Annotated in this window: 15 protein-coding genes and 1 pseudogene; 10 read left to right on the top strand and 6 right to left on the bottom strand. The window is 64.7% G+C overall.

The window, feature by feature from the left end; all coding sequences use genetic code 11:
* From ACO6D5_RS26385 to ACO6D5_RS26375, 3 genes and pseudogenes are all read right to left on the bottom strand, one after another.
* A pseudogene (locus tag ACO6D5_RS26385) lies at positions 1-199 on the bottom strand (2-methylcitrate synthase); the annotation flags it as partial.
* Between the two features lie 94 nt (positions 200-293).
* Positions 294-1184 carry a methylisocitrate lyase gene (prpB, locus tag ACO6D5_RS26380; RefSeq protein WP_006218121.1) on the bottom strand — a complete coding sequence of 297 codons (891 nt, stop codon included), beginning with the start codon at positions 1182-1184 and terminating at the stop codon, positions 294-296.
* Positions 1185-1372: 188 nt separating this feature from the next.
* On the bottom strand, positions 1373-2362 hold the full coding sequence (locus ACO6D5_RS26375) for a malate dehydrogenase (RefSeq protein WP_175191081.1): 990 nt from the start codon (positions 2360-2362) through the stop codon (positions 1373-1375).
* Positions 2363-2789: 427 nt separating this feature from the next.
* Here ACO6D5_RS26375 and ACO6D5_RS26370 point away from each other — a divergent pair, with 427 nt between their 5' ends.
* The 9 genes from ACO6D5_RS26370 (at position 2790) to ACO6D5_RS26330 (ending at position 10848) form a co-directional block, all read left to right on the top strand.
* A complete protein-coding gene (locus ACO6D5_RS26370) occupies positions 2790-3569 on the top strand; it encodes a GntR family transcriptional regulator (protein ID WP_006223903.1) in 780 nt (259 codons plus the stop codon).
* A gap of 121 nt (positions 3570-3690) precedes the next feature.
* Entirely contained in the window at positions 3691-4107 is a 417-nt protein-coding gene (gene sdhC / locus ACO6D5_RS26365; RefSeq protein ID WP_006223904.1) for a succinate dehydrogenase, cytochrome b556 subunit, read from the top strand.
* Complete coding sequence (sdhD, locus tag ACO6D5_RS26360; protein ID WP_006223905.1) at positions 4108-4491, top strand: succinate dehydrogenase, hydrophobic membrane anchor protein; 384 nt, start codon at positions 4108-4110, stop codon at positions 4489-4491. It abuts the gene before it with no gap.
* A gap of 3 nt (positions 4492-4494) precedes the next feature.
* The gene (gene sdhA, locus ACO6D5_RS26355) at positions 4495-6273 is read left to right on the top strand and encodes a succinate dehydrogenase flavoprotein subunit (protein WP_006223906.1); all 1779 of its coding nucleotides are present in this window, start codon (positions 4495-4497) and stop codon (positions 6271-6273) included.
* 18 nt (positions 6274-6291) lie between these two features.
* Entirely contained in the window at positions 6292-7008 is a 717-nt protein-coding gene (locus ACO6D5_RS26350) for a succinate dehydrogenase iron-sulfur subunit (RefSeq protein WP_006218127.1), read from the top strand.
* 37 nt (positions 7009-7045) lie between these two features.
* Positions 7046-7306 carry a succinate dehydrogenase assembly factor 2 gene (locus ACO6D5_RS26345; RefSeq protein ID WP_006218128.1) on the top strand — a complete coding sequence of 87 codons (261 nt, stop codon included), beginning with the start codon at positions 7046-7048 and terminating at the stop codon, positions 7304-7306.
* Positions 7307-7326: 20 nt separating this feature from the next.
* Positions 7327-8637 carry a citrate synthase gene (locus ACO6D5_RS26340; RefSeq protein ID WP_183016349.1) on the top strand — a complete coding sequence of 437 codons (1311 nt, stop codon included), beginning with the start codon at positions 7327-7329 and terminating at the stop codon, positions 8635-8637.
* A gap of 67 nt (positions 8638-8704) precedes the next feature.
* Entirely contained in the window at positions 8705-9841 is a 1137-nt protein-coding gene (locus tag ACO6D5_RS26335; protein ID WP_485827018.1) for a hypothetical protein, read from the top strand.
* Between the two features lie 110 nt (positions 9842-9951).
* On the top strand, positions 9952-10848 hold the full coding sequence (locus ACO6D5_RS26330; RefSeq protein ID WP_485827019.1) for a LysR family transcriptional regulator: 897 nt from the start codon (positions 9952-9954) through the stop codon (positions 10846-10848).
* Here the strand turns inward: ACO6D5_RS26330 and ACO6D5_RS26325 are convergent.
* From ACO6D5_RS26325 to mdeB, 3 genes are all read right to left on the bottom strand, one after another.
* On the bottom strand, positions 10838-11290 hold the full coding sequence (locus ACO6D5_RS26325; RefSeq protein WP_485827017.1) for a DUF2214 family protein: 453 nt from the start codon (positions 11288-11290) through the stop codon (positions 10838-10840). The genes ACO6D5_RS26330 and ACO6D5_RS26325 overlap by 11 nt on opposite strands.
* A 140-nt stretch (positions 11291-11430) precedes the next feature.
* A complete protein-coding gene (locus ACO6D5_RS26320; protein ID WP_315846688.1) occupies positions 11431-13728 on the bottom strand; it encodes an NADP-dependent malic enzyme in 2298 nt (765 codons plus the stop codon).
* 152 nt (positions 13729-13880) lie between these two features.
* Positions 13881-16568, bottom strand: a complete 2688-nt coding sequence (gene mdeB / locus ACO6D5_RS26315; protein ID WP_485827016.1) for an alpha-ketoglutarate dehydrogenase — start codon at positions 16566-16568, stop codon at positions 13881-13883.
* A gap of 219 nt (positions 16569-16787) precedes the next feature.
* Between mdeB and ACO6D5_RS26310 the strand changes: the two genes are divergently transcribed.
* Positions 16788-18721: OPT family oligopeptide transporter (locus tag ACO6D5_RS26310; RefSeq protein ID WP_485827015.1), on the top strand; the 1934-nt coding region annotated here is incomplete at its 3' end.

The raw sequence follows: 18721 nt of genomic DNA, 5'->3' as shown, positions 1-18721 counted from the left end.
CGAACTCGCTGGTGTGCGCGATGTCCAGGATGTCGTAGCCGCGGTAGTGCAGGTCGTTGCCGCTGCGGCCGACCGTGCACAGCGCGGTATTGCCCGCGACCACGCCCGACAGGGCAACGGACTTCTTGGGCTTGAAACCGGCTTTCTCTTCCGGCTTGGCGTCCGACTTGGCTTCTTGCTTCTTGGGAGCCGTGCTCATGTCTCTACTCCTTTCCTTTCGCGATTGACGATATGGGGGAAAAGCTGGGCGCCCCGGGATAGCCGCGGCGCCGGATACCAACGGCGTTGCGGACTTACGCTTTGCCCTTTTGGAAGAGCGCATCCAATCTGGATTCGAATTCGTGATAGCCGATGCGGTCGTACAGTTCTTCGCGCGTCTGCATCAGGTCGACCACGTTTTTCTGGTGGCCGTCGCGGCGGATGGCGGTGTAGACGGCTTCGGCGGCCTTGTTCATGGCGCGGAAGGCCGACAGCGGGTAGAGCACCATGCCCACGCCCACGCTCTTCAACTCTTCGACGGTGAACAGCGGCGTCTTGCCGAATTCGGTGATGTTGGCCAGGACCGGCACCTTGACGGCCTTGACGAAGCGGTCGTAGGTGGGCAGGTCGTAGGCGGCTTCGGCGAAGATCGCATCGGCGCCGGCTTCCACGCAGGCCAGAGCGCGCTCGATGGCGGCGTCCACGCCGTGCGAGGCGATGGCGTCGGTGCGGGCGATCAGGTAGAAATCGCTGTCGGTGCGCGCATCGGCGGCGGCCTTGACGCGGTCGGCCATTTCTTCGGTGGTGACGATTTCCTTGCCGGGACGGTGGCCGCAGCGCTTGGCGCCGACCTGGTCTTCGATGTGGCAGGCGGCCGCGCCGAACTTGATCAGGCTCTTGACGGTGCGGGCGATGTTGAACGCCGACGGGCCGAAGCCCGTGTCGATGTCGACCACCAGCGGCACGTCGCACACGTCGGTGATGCGGCGCACGTCGGTCAGCACGTCGTCCATGGTGTTGATGCCCAGGTCGGGCAGGCCCAGCGAACCGGCCGCGACGCCGCCGCCGGACAGGTAGATGGCGCGGTAGCCGGCACGCTTGGCCAGCAAGGCGTGGTTCGCATTGATGGCGCCAATGATCTGCAGCGGGCTTTCTTCGGCGAGGGCGCGGCGGAAGAGGGCGCCGGGCGATTCGGGTCTGGACATGGAGGTCTCCGTTCTTTCTTATGGCTAGCCCGCGACCTTATCGCGGGTCCGGAACATGAATCTGTCCCCTCCGCGACAATCGCCGCAGGCCGGGTGAAGGGACAGGTTCATGCTTCGGCAATGATGTGGCGGCCTTGCTTAGGAATTGGGCCCGCATGAACGGGCCCAATTCTTCACTCAACCGCTGCTTACTTCAGCAGGTCCTTGACGCCGTCGCGCTCTTCCAAGAGCTCTTTCAGCGTGAAGTCCAGGCGCTCGCGCGAGAAGGCGTCGATTTCCAGGCCTTCGACACGCTTGTATTCGCCGTTTTCGGTCGTGACCGGCACGCCGTAGATGATGCCTTCCGGGATGCCGTAGGAGCCGTCCGACGGGATGCCCATCGTGACCCACTTGCCGTTGCTGCCCAGGACCCAGTCACGGACGTGGTCGATGGCGGCGTTGGCGGCCGACGCGGCCGAGGACAGGCCACGGGCTTCGATGATGGCGGCGCCGCGCTTGCCCACGGTCGGGATGAACGTGTCGCGGTTCCAGGCGTCGTCGTTGATCAGCTTGGCGAGCGATTCGCCGCCGACGGTGGCGAAGCGGAAGTCGGGGTACATCGTGGGCGAGTGGTTGCCCCACACGACCAGCTTCTCGATCGCGGCGACCGGCTTGCCCGACTTGGCCGACAGTTGCGACAGGGCGCGGTTGTGGTCCAGGCGCAGCATGGCGGTGAAGTTCTTGGCCGGCAGGTCCGGCGCCGACTTCATGGCGATGTAGGCGTTGGTGTTGGCGGGGTTGCCGACGACCAGGACCTTGACGTTGCGGCTGGCCACGTCGTTCAGGGCCTTGCCCTGCGCCGTGAAGATCTGGGCGTTGACCGACAGCAGGTCCTTGCGCTCCATGCCGGGGCCGCGCGGACGGGCGCCGACCAGCAGGGCCACGTCGGCATCCTTGAAGGCGGTGCGCGGGTCGCTGTGGGCGGTCACTTCCTGCAGCAGCGGGAAGGCGCAGTCATCCAATTCCATGATGACGCCCTTCAGGGCCTTTTGCGCTTTCTCGTCGGGGATTTCCAGCAATTGCAGGATGACGGGTTGATCTTTACCCAGCATTTCGCCGGAGGCGATGCGGAATAGCAGTGCGTAACCGATTTGGCCGGCGGCGCCGGTGACGGCGACACGCAAGGCAGGCTTGGACATGGACGTTCTCCGTAATGGTTTGGCGAGAAAAATCTCACCAATCAGTGTAATCGTTAGGCCAGGAATCAAGGGCCCCCACGCCGCACCCGCTGACGCGGACTTGCTGCCCCTTGAGGGGGCATTTTTGCCTTGGGGCGGGCCTGCGGCAAAAAACAAATTAGCGCACCAAAAACCCAAGCGGGGGCAGGGGCCTGACAGCCGTGAATCCTAGATCGATTTTACGGGTGCGTCAAACGCTCTTCTATCTTATATAAGACATAAGACGTTGGACAGCATCTGGCCCGATATGCCACAATAGAGCGTTTATTCGAATGCGTTGCAGCCCGGTCGGTTGTGCCCCCGACAGCGCATTGCGGATGTGGGTTTGCACCCTGTTTTGCGCTGCCCTCCCATCATCCGGATGAACATGACACTTTCAAGAAGATCCATGGCAGAGCCTCGGCCCGAAACCTCCTTACGCACTCGCGCCGCCCGTTCAACGGGCGAGGGGGCCGCTTTCAGTCCGCTCTACCGCCAGATCAAGGATCTGCTCGTTCAAAGCCTTGAGCGCGGCGAATGGAAGCCCGGTGAACTCATCCCCAGCGAAATCGATCTGGCTGCCCGTTTCCAGGTCAGCCAGGGCACGGTGCGCAAGGCGGTCGACGAGTTGGCGGCCGAGCACATGCTGCTGCGCCGCCAGGGCAAGGGCACCTTTGTCGCCACCCACCACGAAGCCCGCGTGCGCTACCGTTTCCTGCGCCTGGCCGCCGACGAAGAAGGCGAGCCCGGCCGTGCCGAAAGCCGCATCCTGGAATGCCGGCGCCTGAGGGCGCCAGCCGAGATCGCGCGCGCCCTCGACCTGCGCGCAGGCGAGACGGTCGTCATGATCCGCCGCCTGCTGTCCATGGGGCAGACACCCACCGTCGTGGACGACATCTGGCTGCCCGGCACCATTTTCCGTGGACTGACCCTGGAGCTGCTGACCGCTAACAAGGCGCCGCTCTATGGCCTGTTCGAATCCGAGTTCGGCGTCAGCATGGTGCGCGCGGATGAAAAGCTGCGCGCGGTGATCGCGCCGGCCGAAGTCTGTCCGCTGCTTAATGTTCCCGCCGGCACGCCGTTGTTGCAGGTGGATCGGGTGTCGTACACCTATGGTGACCGCCCCATGGAAATTCGCCGGGGTTTGTACTTGACCGATCGATACCACTACCGCAATAGTCTGAATTGATGAGCTTTTACACTACGATTTGATACCAACCCAATCTCTGGGCGAAAATACCGTGTTTGCCCGAAAGGGCCACGGCATTCCCGCCGTCACGATTCCCTAGTTCAGAAACACCGAGGCCGTCATGTCCGACACCGCTGCCAAGCCACGTCCGCAGTTTCGCAATATTGGGCTTGCCCAAGTTGCGTTCTCTTATCGCCTGCCCCTGGCCGGCAAGCTGTCCATCCTGCACCGCATCAGCGGCATTTTGCTGTTCCTCTGTTTGCCCTTGGTCATCGTTCCGCTGTTCGCGGCGAGCGTGGCCGCACCGCAGTCGTTCGCCTGGATCGCCTCCATCGCGGCCAACCCGATCGTCAAGCTTGTCTTCCTGGTCCTGATCTGGGGCTACCTGCACCACTTCTGTGCCGGCATCCGCTACCTGCTGCTGGATCTGCACATCGGTATCGACAAGCTGTCGGCCAAGAAAAGCGCCGGCGTGGTCTTCGGTGTCAGCCTGGCGCTGACGCTGGTGTTCGGTCTCAAACTGTTCGGAGTGCTGTAAATGGCCGCCGCTAAAAACTACGGACCCAAGCGCCTGGTCGTCGGCGCTCACTATGGCGTCATGGATTTCATCATCCAGCGCATCACCGCCGTCATCATGGCCGTGTATACGCTGGTACTGCTCGTCGGCATCCTGACGATGCCTGCCTTCACGTATGAACACTGGGTCAAGCTGTTCAATTTCTACGTGGGCTTCATTCCGGTTGGCCAGATCCTGGCCTCCCTTGCATTCATTGCGTTGGCCTGGCATGCCTGGATTGGCGTGCGCGACATCTGGATGGATTACGTCAAGCCGGTGGGCCTGCGCCTGCTGCTGCAAGTGCTGACGATCCTCTGGTTGATCGGTACGGTCGTTTACTTCGCGCAAATCCTCTGGAGCATTTAAGCCGTGGTCTCTGTCATGAAATCCTTGCCGCGCCGCCAGTTTGATGTGGTGGTCGTTGGCGCCGGTGGAGCCGGCATGCGTTGTTCGCTGCAACTGTCCCAAGCGGGCCTGTCGGTTGCGGTGCTGTCCAAAGTGTTCCCCACGCGCTCGCACACCGTTGCCGCGCAAGGCGGCGTGAGCGCCTCCCTGGGCAACATGAGCGAAGACAACTGGTACTGGCACATGTACGACACCGTCAAGGGGTCGGATTGGCTGGGCGACCAGGACGCCATCGAATTCATGTGCCGTGAAGCGCCGAACGCCGTGTACGAGCTCGAGCACTTCGGCATGCCGTTCGACCGCAACCCCGACGGCACGATCTACCAGCGTCCGTTCGGCGGCCACACCGCCAACTTCGGCGAAAAGCCGGTGCAGCGCGCCTGTGCCGCCGCCGACCGCACCGGCCACGCGCTGTTGCACACCCTCTACCAGCGCAACGTCGCCGCGCGCACCCAGTTCTTCGTCGAATGGATGGCGCTGGACCTGCTGCGCAACGAAGCGGGCGACGTCGTCGGCGTGACCGCGCTGGAAATGGAAACGGGCGAGATCTACATCCTGGAAGCCAAGACCACGGTGCTGGCCACCGGCGGCGCCGGCCGCATCTGGGCCGCTTCCACCAACGCCTTCATCAACACCGGTGACGGCCTGGGCATGGCTGCGCGCGCAGGCATCCCGCTGCAAGACATGGAATTCTGGCAATTCCACCCGACCGGCGTGGCCGGCGCGGGCGTGCTGATCACGGAAGGCGTGCGTGGCGAAGGCGGCATCCTCCTGAACAAGGATGGCGAACGCTTCATGGAGCGCTATGCGCCCACGCTGAAGGACCTTGCTCCGCGTGACTTCGTGTCGCGTTCGATGGACCAGGAAATCAAGGAAGGCCGCGGTTGCGGTCCGGACGGCAGCTACGTCGTCCTGAAGCTCGACCATCTGGGCGCCGACGTCATCAACAAGCGCCTGCCCTCGATCCGCGAAATCGCCATCAAGTTCGGCAACGTCGACCCGATCAAGGAACCGATCCCCGTCGTTCCGACCATCCACTACCAGATGGGCGGCATTCCGGCCAACTACCATGGCCAGGTGCTGTCGCGCGAAAACGGCGAGAACAAGGTCGTCAACGGCCTGTACGCCATCGGCGAATGCGCCGCGGTGTCGGTGCACGGCGCCAACCGCCTGGGCACGAACTCGCTGCTGGACCTGATCGTGTTCGGCCGCGCCACCGGCAACCACATCGTGAATTCGCACCCGGAGCGCCAACGCGCCCACCAGGAGCTGCCGAAGGAAGCCGTCGACTTCTCGCTGGACCGCGTGAACAAGCTGGAAACGCGCACCTCGGGCGAAAAGACGCAAGACATCGGCAATGCCATCCGCTTCTCGATGCAGCGCCACTGCGGCGTGTTCCGCACGCTGGAACTGCTGAACGAAGGCGTGACGCAGATCGAAGATCTGGCCAAGCAAGCCGACAACATCTACTTCAAGGACAAGTCCAAGGTGTTCAACACCGCGCGCGTCGAAGCGCTGGAACTGGCCAACATGACCGAAGTGGCCCGCGCCACGATCAAGTCGGCTGCTGCCCGCACCGAAAGCCGCGGCGCGCACGCGTTGGACGACCATCCGACCCGCGACGACGAAAACTGGCTGAAGCACACGCTGTGGTACTCCGAAGGCAGCCGCCTGGATTACAAGCCCGTGCAGATGAAGCCTTTGACGGTTGAGTCCTTCCCGCCCAAGGCGCGTACCTTCTAAGTCCGGATAGAGCCCATTATGAGCACCAAGAGAATCGTCAAGTTCGAAATCTACCGCTACGATCCGGACAAGGACGAGCGCCCGTACATGCAGAAGCTGGACGTCGAACTCCAGCCGACCGACAAGATGCTGCTTGATGCGCTGGTGCGCATCAAGAACGACGTCGATGACAGCCTGGCCCTGCGCCGCTCGTGCCGTGAAGGCGTGTGCGGTTCCGACGCCATGAACATCAACGGCAAGAACGGCTTGGCCTGCACGACGAACCTGCGCGAACTGAAGGAACCCATCGTCCTGCGTCCGCTGCCGGGCCTGCCCGTCATCCGCGACCTGATCGTGGACATGACGCACTTCTTCAACCAGTACCACTCGATCCGCCCGTACCTCATCAACGACGCGCCGCCGCCCGAAAAAGAGCGCCTGCAGTCGCCCGAGGCGCGCGAAGAGCTCGACGGCCTGTACGAGTGCATCCTGTGCGCGTGCTGTTCCACTTCCTGCCCGTCGTTCTGGTGGAACCCGGACAAGTTCGTCGGCCCGGCCGGCCTGCTGCAAGCCTACCGCTTCATCGCCGACAGCCGCGACGAAGCCACGGGCGAGCGTCTGGACAACCTGGAAGATCCGTACCGTCTGTTCCGTTGCCACACCATCATGAATTGCGTCGACGTCTGTCCCAAGGGACTGAACCCGACCAAGGCGATCGGCAAGATCAAGGAACTGATGGTCCGCCGCACGGTCTAGTTTCTAGTGTGAAGACTTTTGTATTTATGGTGTAACGATGAGCAGGCTAACTGAACTGGAGCGGGCGCGTCTGCGTTGGCGGGCGCGCCGCGGCCTGCTCGAAAACGACTTGATCATCACCCGGTATCTGGACGCTTACGAGGCCGAACTTACCGATGATGATGTGGCCGCATTGACCCAGCTGTTCGAGATGGGAGACAACGACCTTCTCGACCTGCTGCTGGCCCGCAAGGAACTCGAAGGCGACCTGGATACGCCCAGGCTTCGGGGCATTATTGGCCAGATGCGCGCACTCTGATTAATGTGAGAGGAAATAACATGAACCTGTCTGACAAAAAAGCCACTCTATCCTTCTCGGATGGCAGCGCACCCATTGAGTTCCCTGTCTACAAGGGCACGGTCGGTCCGGATGTGATCGACATCCGCAAGCTGTATGGCCAGACGGGCATGTTCACGTTTGACCCGGGCTTCATGTCCACGGCGGCTTGCGAATCGGCGATCACGTACATCGACGGCGACAAGGGCGAACTGCTGTACCGCGGCTTCCCGATCGAGCAATTGGCCGTCAATTGCGACTTCATGGACATCTGCTACCTGATCCTGAACGGCGAACTGCCGAACGAGGCTCAGAAGGCTGACTTCGACTCGCAAGTGACCCATCACACGATGGTCAACGAGCAACTGCACTTCTTCCTGCGTGGTTTCCGCCGCGACGCCCACCCGATGGCCGTCCTGACGGGCCTGGTCGGCGCGCTGTCCGCGTTCTACCACGACTCCACCGACATCACGAACCCGCAGCATCGCCACATCTCGGCCATCCGCCTGATCGCCAAGATGCCGACGCTGGTCGCGATGGCGTACAAGTACTCGCAAGGCCAACCGTTCATCTATCCGCAGAACGACCTGTCCTACACGGGCAACTTCCTGCGCATGATGTTCGCCACGCCGTGCGAAGACTACAAGGTCAACGAAGTCGTTGAACGCGCGCTGGACCGCATCTTCATCCTGCACGCCGACCACGAGCAAAACGCGTCGACGTCGACCGTGCGCCTGTGCGGTTCGTCGGGCACCAACCCGTTCGCCGCCATCTCGGCTGGCGTGGCTTGCCTGTGGGGCCCGGCTCACGGCGGCGCCAACGAAGCTTGCCTGCAGATGCTGGAAGAGCTGCAAGCCAACGGCGGCATCGACAAGGTCGGTGAGTTCATGGAGAAGGTCAAGGACAAGAACTCGGGCGTGCGCCTGATGGGCTTTGGCCACCGCGTCTACAAGAACTACGACCCGCGCGCCAAGCTGATGCAGGAAACCTGCAAGGAAGTGCTCTCGGCCCTGGGCCTGGAAAACGACCCGCTGTTCAAGCTGGCCATGGAACTGGAACGCATCGCCCTGTCGGATCCGTACTTCGTGCAGCGCAAGCTGTACCCGAACGTGGACTTCTACTCGGGTATCGTCCAGCGCGCCATCGGCATCCCGACCTCGCTGTTCACGGCCATCTTCGCGCTGGCCCGCACGGTGGGCTGGATCGCCCAGTGGAACGAAATGCTGTCGGATCCCGATTACAAGATCGGCCGTCCGCGCCAGCTGTTCACGGGTTCGGTCACCCGCGACGTGCCCCCGATGGACAAGCGCTAATCCGCTTTCCGCTTCGACAAGAAACCGCCTTCGGGCGGTTTTTTGTTGTCGGGATATCATCTGGGCCATGATTCCCATCGCGCTTCCCTCCGCCAATTTCTACCTGCTGCTTAGCATTTCCTTTTTTGCGGGCGTCCTGCTTTTCGGATGGCTGCTGACGCTGGCGTGCAGTGCGGCAATGCGCCGCGTGGCGCGCAGGCACTGGAAGAAATCCGCTGTGCTGTTCGTGCTGCTGGCGGTGCTATTCAGCTACTACGCGTGGTTCCAGGCGATCGTCTGGCAGGTGGAACGCGAGGGCGAACGGCAGGAGGCGGCTCGCAACGTCACGCTGGCGCAGCCGACGAGCGTGGGCGGCACCGACATGCCCGCCGGCACACGGTTGAGGCTGCAAGACGAGGGGCAGCTTGAGACCTATCTTGAGGCCGACTTTCCCCAACCGGTACCCGTCTACGGCATTCAGGCAACGCAGGTGCGGCGCTTTCTTGGCACCGACTACGACAATGACACCTATGCGCTGATCGCCCGCTATCCGCGCACCGTCATCTTGCGCGGCGCGGGAGACCAGGCCGTGCAAGGCTGGCAATGCGACGCCACGCAGGACATCGAATTCGATTCCGAGCGGGACGGCGCCATGAAAGCACTGGACCAGTGCCAGTTGGGCCGCGGCAACCGTGTCGGGGATCTGGAGATCGCGCCGGGATCGATCCTGTATGGCTCGGAAGGGACCGTATACGTCGACGGCTTCAAGGACCCGGATCGCTGGCGCATCGAAGTGAAGGACCCTGTGGCGGTGAAGGCCTTCGGGCTGATGCTGAGCAATCCCAGGATCTACCTGGACGCGGACCGCCGCCTGCTGCGGGTCAGTGATACGGAACTGGCATGCGGCGTGCAGTGGGGAGACTTCCGCCATGCGGTCGGCACGCAGGTCAAGACGGTGCGGCGTGTGCAGGGCGCTGGCCGCGAACCATTTCCGGGCGTCATCGTCTTCAGTCCACGCGACGGGCAGCCCGCCAAGCGCGAGGGCCATGACGACGTGTCCCAAGGCATGTCGGTGATGCAGGGCCTGGACGGGACGTTTGCCGGCATCGTGAAGAACGAGGAGGTCGGCGTGTTCGAGTTTGCTTCATTCAGTGTCGGCGACGAGGAACCGGAAGCTCCGGTGCGCGCCCGTTGCCCGGCGCCTGCGGCGACGGGGCCGCGTTAAGAAATTCTTAAAAGTCTCTTCCGACAATGCGGCTTGCCGGTGGCGTCCCGCGCCGGCCGAACCGTCAGGGAGTGATGCCGGATGAGACGTCCGTGAGACGCCTGCACAGCATGGAGCTGTTCGCAGAGGTGGCCAAGGCGCGCAGCTTCAGCCGCGCCGCCGACGTCCTGGGGCTGCCGAAATCGACGCTGTCGCGGCGCGTGGCGGAGCTTGAGCGTTCGGTTGGCCTGAGCCTGCTTAACCGCAGCACCCGCAAGGTGGAGCTGACCGGCGCGGGCGAGGTCTATCTGGAACGCTGCCTGCGCATCGTCGAAGAGGCGCAGGTTGCGCATGAAGAATTGCAGGCGCTGACCGCCAAGCCGTCCGGCCTGTTGCGCGTCAATATGCCAGCTACCTTCGCGACCGACGTGATGGCCGAGATCTTCCTGGGATTTTCGCGCCGCCACCCGGAGGTGGCGTTCCACCTGAATCTGACCAGCCTGGAACATGCCGACCGGGTCGCCGAACCTTGCGACCTGACCATCAAGATCGGCGATATGCCGGATTCCACGCGCATCGCCCGGTGCCTGGGCTATCTGACTGTCCATCTTTACGCGTCGGAAGACTATTTGGCAGCCCGCGGCGCGCCGGCCCACCCGTCGGAACTTGGCGCGCATGAATGCATAGGTTTCCGCGCCGAGGCGAATGGCGCGGCCACGCGCTGGCCGCTGGCGCGAGGGCATGAACAGCTGACTGTGGCGCCGAGCGGCCGCTTTTCGGTCAACGAAGCCGGCATGGCGCGCCGGCTGGCGATGCTGGGAGCGGGCATCGCCGCGCTGGGCGGCGACCAGAGCGAGCTTGAGCGCTCGGGCGGCCTTGCGCGCGTCTTGCCGGATTGGAGCCTGGGACCGTTTCCCGTCCATGTCGTGACCGAGACGCGGCTGCTGCCGGCCCGGGCCAGGGCGTTCGTCGATTACCTGATGATGCGCCTGACCAAGGGCTGGCCGGGACCTGCGCTTACACGCTGATGTGCCGCGCCATCAGGACCGCGAACAAGGGCAGGAAAATGAACAGGTGCGATTCGATCATCACCCAGCGCCGCACCCGCTTGATCTCGGGCAACGCGGGTACGAAGCCCGGCTGCTGGCGCGACTGCTTCGCCCAGCGCAGCACGGCCAGCGTGGGCGGGATCGAACAGAGCGCGATAATGACGAAAAGCGTGATCTTGGCATGGAACCAGGGGCTGCTCATGTAGAACGCGGCGCCTTTCACGCCCTGCGTCAGCCGCAGCAGGCCGGTGATCAGCACGAGGACGGCGCTGACGCCATACAGGCGGTCATAGATGACCAGCCGTTTGACGCCGCCCGCCGTCAGATCGGGGCGCAGCAGCACGGCTTCGGCGGTCAGGACCACCACCATTACAAAGATCGCCAGATAGTGGAACCAGGCGTACAGGGCATCGGCCAGCATGTCGTCTCCAGGAAAAGGGCAAGCTTGGGTTGTACCATCCGTTCGCCGCGGACGACTACCGCTGCTTCGGCCGCCTGTCGACGCGGCAAAAAAAACGGGCGCCCGGAAAGGGCGCCCGTTCTGTTACAGCGGGACGGCGATCAACGGCGCTTGCGGGCGGCCTCGGCGGCTTCCTGCTGCGCATCCACGACGGCAAGCGCCGTCATGTTGACGATGCGGCGCACGGTGGCGCTGGTCGTCAGGATGTGCACGGGGCGTGCGGCGCCCAGCAGGATCGGACCCATCGCGACGCCATTGCTGCCCGTCATCTTCAGCATGTTGTACGTGATGTTGCCGGTGTCCAGGTTCGGCATGACCAGCAGGTTGGCGCGACCCTTGAGCGTGCTGTCCGGGTAGGCCAGCACACGGATCTTTTCCGACAGGGCGGCGTCGGCGTGCATTTCGCCATCCACTTCCAGGTCGGGCGCGCGCTCTTGCACCAGCTTGCTGGCAGCGGCCATCTTCTTCGACGATTCCGTCACGCGGCTGCCGAAGTTCGAATGCGACAGCAGGGCGATCTTCGGCACCACGCCAAAGCGCAGCATTTCGTCGGCGGCCTGGATGGTGATGTTGGCCACTTCTTCCGACGTCGGGTTTTCGTTGACGTGGGTGTCGGTGACGAACAGCGTCTGGTCAGGCAGCATCAGCACGTTCAGCGCGGCGTACGTCTGGCCTTCCTTCTTGCCGATGATTTCGTCGATGTACTTCAGCTGGTTGTCGTACTTGCTGGCCACGCCGCAAAGCAGCGCGTCGGCGTCGCCGCGACGCAGCAGCATCGCGCCGATCAGCGTGTTGTGCTTGCGGATCATCGCCTTGGCGATGGCCGGCGTCACGCCTTCGCGGCCCTTCAGCTGGTAGTACGCGTTCCAGGTTTCGTTGAAGCGGTTGTCGTCTTCCGGATCCACGATCTCGAAATGCTCGCCAGCCTTCAGGCGCAGGCCGGCCTTCTCGATGCGCATTTCGATGACGGCCGGGCGGCCGATCAGGATCGGGAACGCCAGCTTCTCGTCGGCCACGGTCTGCACCGCGCGCAGGACGCGTTCGTCTTCGCCGTCGGCGTAGATGACGCGCTTGGGCGCCTTCTTGGCCTGGGCGAACAGCGGACGCATCAGCTGGCCCGAGTGGTACACGAAGCCCATCAGCTTCTGGCGGTAGGCTTCGATGTCTTCGATCGGGCGGGCGGCCACGCCGGAGTCGGCGGCGGCTTGCGCCACGGCCGGCGCGATCTGGACGATCAGGCGCGGGTCGAACGGCTTCGGGATGATGTAGTCGGGGCCGAACGACAGTTCCTGGCCGGCATAGGCGCGGGCCACTTCATCGTTCTGCTCGGCTTGCGCCAGTTCGGCGATGGCCTTCACGCAAGCCAGCTTCATTTCTTCCGTGATGCGCGAGGCGCCGGCATCCATGGCGCCGCGGAAGATGAAGGGGAAGCACAGCACGTTGTTGACCTGGTTCGGGTAGTCCGAACGGCCGGTGGCGATGATGCAGTCGGGGCGCGCGGCCTTGGCGACTTCGGGGCGGATTTCCGGTTCCGGGTTGGCCAGCGCCAGGATCAGCGGGCGGTCGGCCATGGTCTTGACCATGTCGCCGGTCAGGACGCCAGCGGTCGAGCAGCCCAGGAACACGTCGGCGCCGTTGACCACGTCGGCCAGCGTGCGCGCGTCGGTCTTCTGCGCGTAGCGCTTCTTGTTGGCTTCCATGTTTTCATCGCGGCCATCCCAGATCACGCCGCGGGAGTCCACCACGTAGATGTTCTCGCGCTTGACGCCCAGGTGGACCAGCAGGTCCAGGCAGGCGATGGCGGCGGCGCCGGCGCCCGAGCAGGCGAGCTTGACCGAGCCGATGTCCTTGTTCACGACCTTCAGGCCGTTCAGGATGGCGGCCGACGAGATGATGGCGGTGCCGTGCTGGTCGTCATGGAAGACGGGGATCTTCATGCGTTCGCGCAGCTTCTTCTCGATGTAGAAGCACTCGGGCGCCTTGATGTCTTCCAGGTTGACGCCGCCCAGCGTGGGCTCCAGCGCCGCGATGATGTCGACCAGCTTGTCCGGATCGTTCTCGGCCAGTTCGATGTCGAACACGTCGATGCCGGCGAACTTCTTGAACAGGCAGCCCTTGCCTTCCATCACCGGCTTGGCGGCCAGCGGGCCGATGTTGCCCAGACCCAGGACGGCGGTGCCGTTGGTGATCACACCCACCAGGTTGCCGCGCGAGGTGTACTTCGAGGCGGCGTCATCGCCCTGGTCGAAGATGGCCATGCAAGCGGCGGCCACGCCGGGGGAGTAGGCCAGGGACAAGTCGTCCTGGTTGGCCAACGTCTTGGTCGGGACGACCGAGATTTTGCCGGGGGTGGGATAGGCGTGGTAATCCAACGCCATTTTGGTAAGAGTTTCGTCCATGGGATCGGGGCCTCTGAGGCACTAACTGAAAAAGAAAACGGGATGACAAAAGGCGGGCTCGCGGCCCGCCGGTTTCTTTGCGAAATGCTTAGGGAACACCCGTATTTCACCAGAAAGCGCGGGTGCTTGGTTGTTGCAGTGCAGCGAAGTGTCTACAGCTCCCAGGGCGGCGTCTGCCGCGCGCGCGCGTTCAAGGACTGGCGCAGCGTGTCGGCGTCGGCTTGGCGGTCCAAGCTGTCCAGCGCGTACAGCACGATCCAGTCGGCGCTGACTTCGAAGAAGTCGCGCAACTGGGCGCGGGTGTCGCTGCGGCCGAAGCCGTCCGTGCCCAAGGTCCTGTAGGGGGCGGGCACCCAGGCGCGAATCTGTTCAGGGACGGCGCGCACGTAGTCGGTGGCCGCGATGACGGGCGCGTCGCTGGCGCCCAGGCAATGGCGGACCCAGTCCTCGCCGTTCGTGGCCTCGAGCCCCAGCACCCGCGCGCGTTCGGCTTCGCGGCCGTCGCGGGCCAGTTCGGAAAAGCTGGTGACGCTCCAGACCTCGGCGTCCACGCCATAGCGTTCGCGCAGGCGGTCGGCCGCCATTTCGGCCTCGCGCAGCATCGGGCCCGCGCCCAACAGACGCACCTGGGCTTGCCCGCGCGCCGGGCGCAGGCGGTACATCCCGCGCAGGATGCCGTCGCGCACGCCGGCGTCCGCCGGCATGTCGGGCTGCGCCAGGTTTTCGTTCGTGACCGTCAGGTAGAAGAACTCGTCGCGCTGCTCGTCCAGCATGCGGCGCATGCCGTATTCGACGAGGACGGCGACTTCAAACGCGTAGGCCGGGTCGTACGCACGGCAGTTGGGCACGGCGGCGGCCATGATGTGGCTGGAGCCGTCCTGGTGCTGCAGGCCTTCGCCGCCCAGCGTGGTGCGCCCGGACGTGGCGCCGATCAGGAAACCGCGCGTGCGCTGATCGGCGGCGGCCCAGATCAGGTCGCCGATGCGCTGGAAGCCGAACATCGAGTAATAGATATAGAACGGCAGCATCGGCAGGCCGTTGACCGAATAGCTGGTGCCGGCCGCGGTCCAGGACGAGATCGCGCCCGCCTCGGTGATGCCTTCCTCCAGGATCTGGCCATCGCGCGCTTCGCGGTAGTACAGCACCGAGCCGATGTCCTCGGGCTCGTAAAGCTGGCCTTGCGCCGAATAGATGCCGATCTGGCGGAACAGGTTGGCCATGCCGAACGTGCGCGCTTCGTCCGCGACGATCGGCACGATGCGCGAGCCCACGGCGGCGTCCTTGAGCAGCGCGGTCAGCATGCGCACGATGGCCATGGTCGACGACATTTCCTTGCCGTCGGCGGCCAGCGCAAAGCGTGCCCAGTGTTCGGCGTCCGGGGGCGTCAGGCGCGGGGCCTGCGTGCGGCGGCGGGGAATGTGGCCGCCGAGCGCCACGCGGCGTGCTTGCAGGTGGCGCAGTTCGGCGCTGTCTTCCGCGGGGCGATAGAACTTGAGCGCCAGGCAATCGGCGTCCGAGATCGGCAGCGCGAAGCGGTCGCGGAAGGCCAGCAAGGCCTCGTCGTCCAGCTTTTTCTGCTGGTGCGTCGTCATCTTGCCCTGGCCGGCCGAGCCCATGCCGAAGCCCTTCTTGGTCTGCGCCAGGATCACGGTGGGCTGGCCGCGGTGTTGCGCCGCCCGGTGGTAGGCGGCGTGGATCTTCACCATGTCGTGGCCGCCCCGGTGCAGGCGGTCGATGGCCTCGTCGGTCCAGTCGGCCACCAGCGCGGCCAACTCCGGGTTCTGGTTGAAGAAGTGGGCGCGGTTGAAGGCGCCGTCGTTGGCGGCGAAGGTCTGGAACTGGCCGTCCACGGTGTTGGCGAAGGCGCGAGCCAGCGCGCCATTGGTGTCCCGGCGCAGCAGGGCGTCCCAGTCGCTGCCCCAGACCAGCTTGATCACGTTCCAGCCCGCGCCCGCGTACAGCGTTTCCAGTTCGTCGATGATGCGGCCGTTGCCGCGCACCGGGCCGTCCAGCCGCTGCAGGTTGCAGTTGACGACGAAGACCAGGTTGTCGAGCTTTTCGCGCGCCGCCAGCGTCAGCGCGGCGATGGACTCGGGCTCATCCATCTCGCCGTCGCCGAAGATGCCCCAGACCTTGCGGTCGCCGCCGGGCACGAGCGAGCGGTGTTCCAGGTAGCGCATGAAGCGCGCCTGGTAGATGGCGTTGATGGGGCCGATGCCCATGGAACCGGTGGGGAACTGCCAGAAGTCCGGCATCAGCCACGGGTGGGGATAGGACGACAGGCCGCGCAGGCCGTTCGCCGTGGCGGTGATTTCCTGGCGGAAATGCGCCAGGTCGTCTTCGCCGAGGAAACCTTCAAGGTAGGCGCGGGCATACACGCCGGGCGCCGAATGGGGCTGCATGTAGACCAGGTCGCCCGGGCCGTCGGCCGACTGCGCGCGGAAGAAGTGGTTGAAGCCGACCTCGAACAGGTCGGCGGCCGACGCATAGCTGGCGATATGGCCGCCCAGCTCGCCATGCGCCTGGTTGGCTCGCACCACCATGGCCAGCGCGTTCCAGCGGTTGATGCGGGCGATGCGTTCTTCCACGGCCAGGTTGCCGGGGAAGGGCGGCTCCTGGTCGGCGGGGATGGTGTTCAGATAGGCGGTGCGGGTCTGGCTGTTGGCGCGCAGGCCCAGCGACGCGGCGTGCCCCAGCAGGCAGTCCAGGACGTAGCCGGCGCGGCTTGCGCCGTCGGCCTCGACCAGCGACTGCAGGGCGTCTCGCCACTCTGCGGTTTCCGAGGGATCGGCATCGTGCCGGTCGTCTTGCCCGGCGATAGGGTGGCTGGCGTCGCGCATGGTCGTGATGTCTCCTGTTATCGCTCAATGCTAGACCTGTGTGGCAGGCATGAGTCATCAAATTCCAGGGTCAATGCTTCGGCTTTCAGCATAATCTTTTGTGGGCGTTTGCATTGCCGGCAGTATCTGCCGCCAGGCGGCGTTTACGCGTGGTGACCACTGGGTGGACGCCGAAGCGCTAGAATGCGCGGTTTAGCGAATTCCCAACGGGAGACTTCAATGACACAACCTGTCAGCGTCCCGGCAAACGTCACTCTTCCGGAACTGACGTTCCGCGGCGTCTTGCTCGGCGCCCTGATCACCGTGATCTTCACGGCCTCCAACGTCTTCCTGGGGCTGAAGGTCGGCCTGACGTTCTCGTCCGCCATTCCCGCGGCGGTGATTTCGATGTCGGTGCTGCGCCTGTTCAAGGACGCCAACATCCTTGAAAACAACATGGTGCAGACGCAGGCCTCGGCGGCCGGCACGCTGTCGTCCATCATCTTCATCCTGCCCGCGCTGGTCATGATGGGGCACTGGCAGGGCTTTCCGTTCTGGCAGACGCTCGGCATCTGTGCGGCCGGCGGCATGCTGGGCGTGATGTTCACCATCCCGCTGCGTCACGTGATGGTGGTGCAAAGCGACCTGCCGTACCCGGAAGGCGTGGCCGCGGCCGAAATCCTGCGGGTGGGCAGCGCCGAACGCGCGCAAGACGCCGCCGGCGAGTCGCCACAGGCCTCCGGTGCCAAGCCCGCCGCGACCGGCATGGGCGACATCGTGACCGGTGGCGTCGTGGCGGCGGTGGTCAGCTTCGCCGCCAGTGGCCTGCGCGTGCTGGGCGACGGCGTCAGCGGCTGGTTCGCCCTGGGCGGCGCGGTGTTCCGCCTGCCGATGGGCTTTTCGCTGGCGCTCCTGGGCGCGGGCTACCTCATCGGCATCGTCGCGGGCCTGGCCATGCTGACGGGCCTGATCATATCCTGGGGCATCGCGGTGCCCGTCCTGACGGCGATGGGCGACATGCCCGCCGGGCAGACGCTGGCGCAATACGCCACCGGGCTGTGGTCGTCGCAGGTGCGCTTCATCGGCGCCGGGGTGATCGGCGTGGGCGCGATCTGGACGCTGGCGACCCTGTTCATGCCGATGGCGCGCGGCGTCAAGGCCTCGTTTTCGGCGTTGACGAAGGCGGGCGCCGCCCGGGCCGGCCAGGCGCCGCGCACCGAGCGCGACCTGTCGGCAGGCTGGATTTCGGTCGTGACGCTGGTCTTGGTGGCGATCCTGGTGATCACGTTCCAGGTGTTCCTGTCGGGCGCGCCGCTGTCAGCCGGCGCCATCTGGAAACTGGTGGCCTACGCCGTGCTGTTCGCCTTCGTGTTCGGCTTCCTGGTTGCGGCGGCTTGCGGCTACATGGCGGGCCTGGTGGGGTCGTCGACCAGCCCGATCTCGGGCGTGGGCATCGTGGCCATCGTGCTGGTGTCGCTGCTGATGCTGGCCTTGGGCGGCGAATTGCTGGGCGTGCAGAACGGCGTGCAGATGGCGATCGCGCTGTCGATCTTCAGCACGTCGGCGGTGGTGGCCGTGGCGTCGATTTCCAACGACAACCTGCAAGACCTGAAGACGGGCTGGCTGGTGGGCGCCACGCCGTGGCGCCAGCAGGTGGCGCTGCTGATCGGCTGCGTCGTGGGGGCGGCGGTGATCTCGCCGGTGCTGGAGCTCTTGTACAACGCCTACGGTTTCGCGGATGCGATGCCGCGCGACGGCATGGACCCGGCGCAGGCCTTGTCGGCCCCGCAGGCGACATTGATGCTGGCGATTGCGCGCGGCATCTTCACCCACCAGTTGAACTGGACGATGATCCTGATCGGCATGGCGGTGGGCGTGGGCCTGATCGTGGTGGACGAGATCCTCAAGCGCACGTGCCGGGTCGCCCGGATTCCGGTGCTGGCGGTGGGTATCGGCATCTATCTGCCGCCGACCGTGGCCGCGCCCATTGTGGCCGGCGCCGTGCTGGCGTGGCTGCTGGAGCGCGCGCTGCGCCGCCGCGCTGCCGCCGCCGGCAAGCCCTATGAGCAATTCGCGGATGCGCCCAACCGACGCGGCGTGCTGATCGCCTCCGGCCTGATCGTGGGCGAAAGCCTGGTGGGCGTGCTGATGGCGGCCATCATCGGCGCGGCGGG

This window comes from Achromobacter sp. (assembly GCF_057314935.1).
The sequence above is the reverse complement of the archived record's forward strand: the minus strand, read 5'-3'. Positions and strand labels throughout refer to the sequence as shown.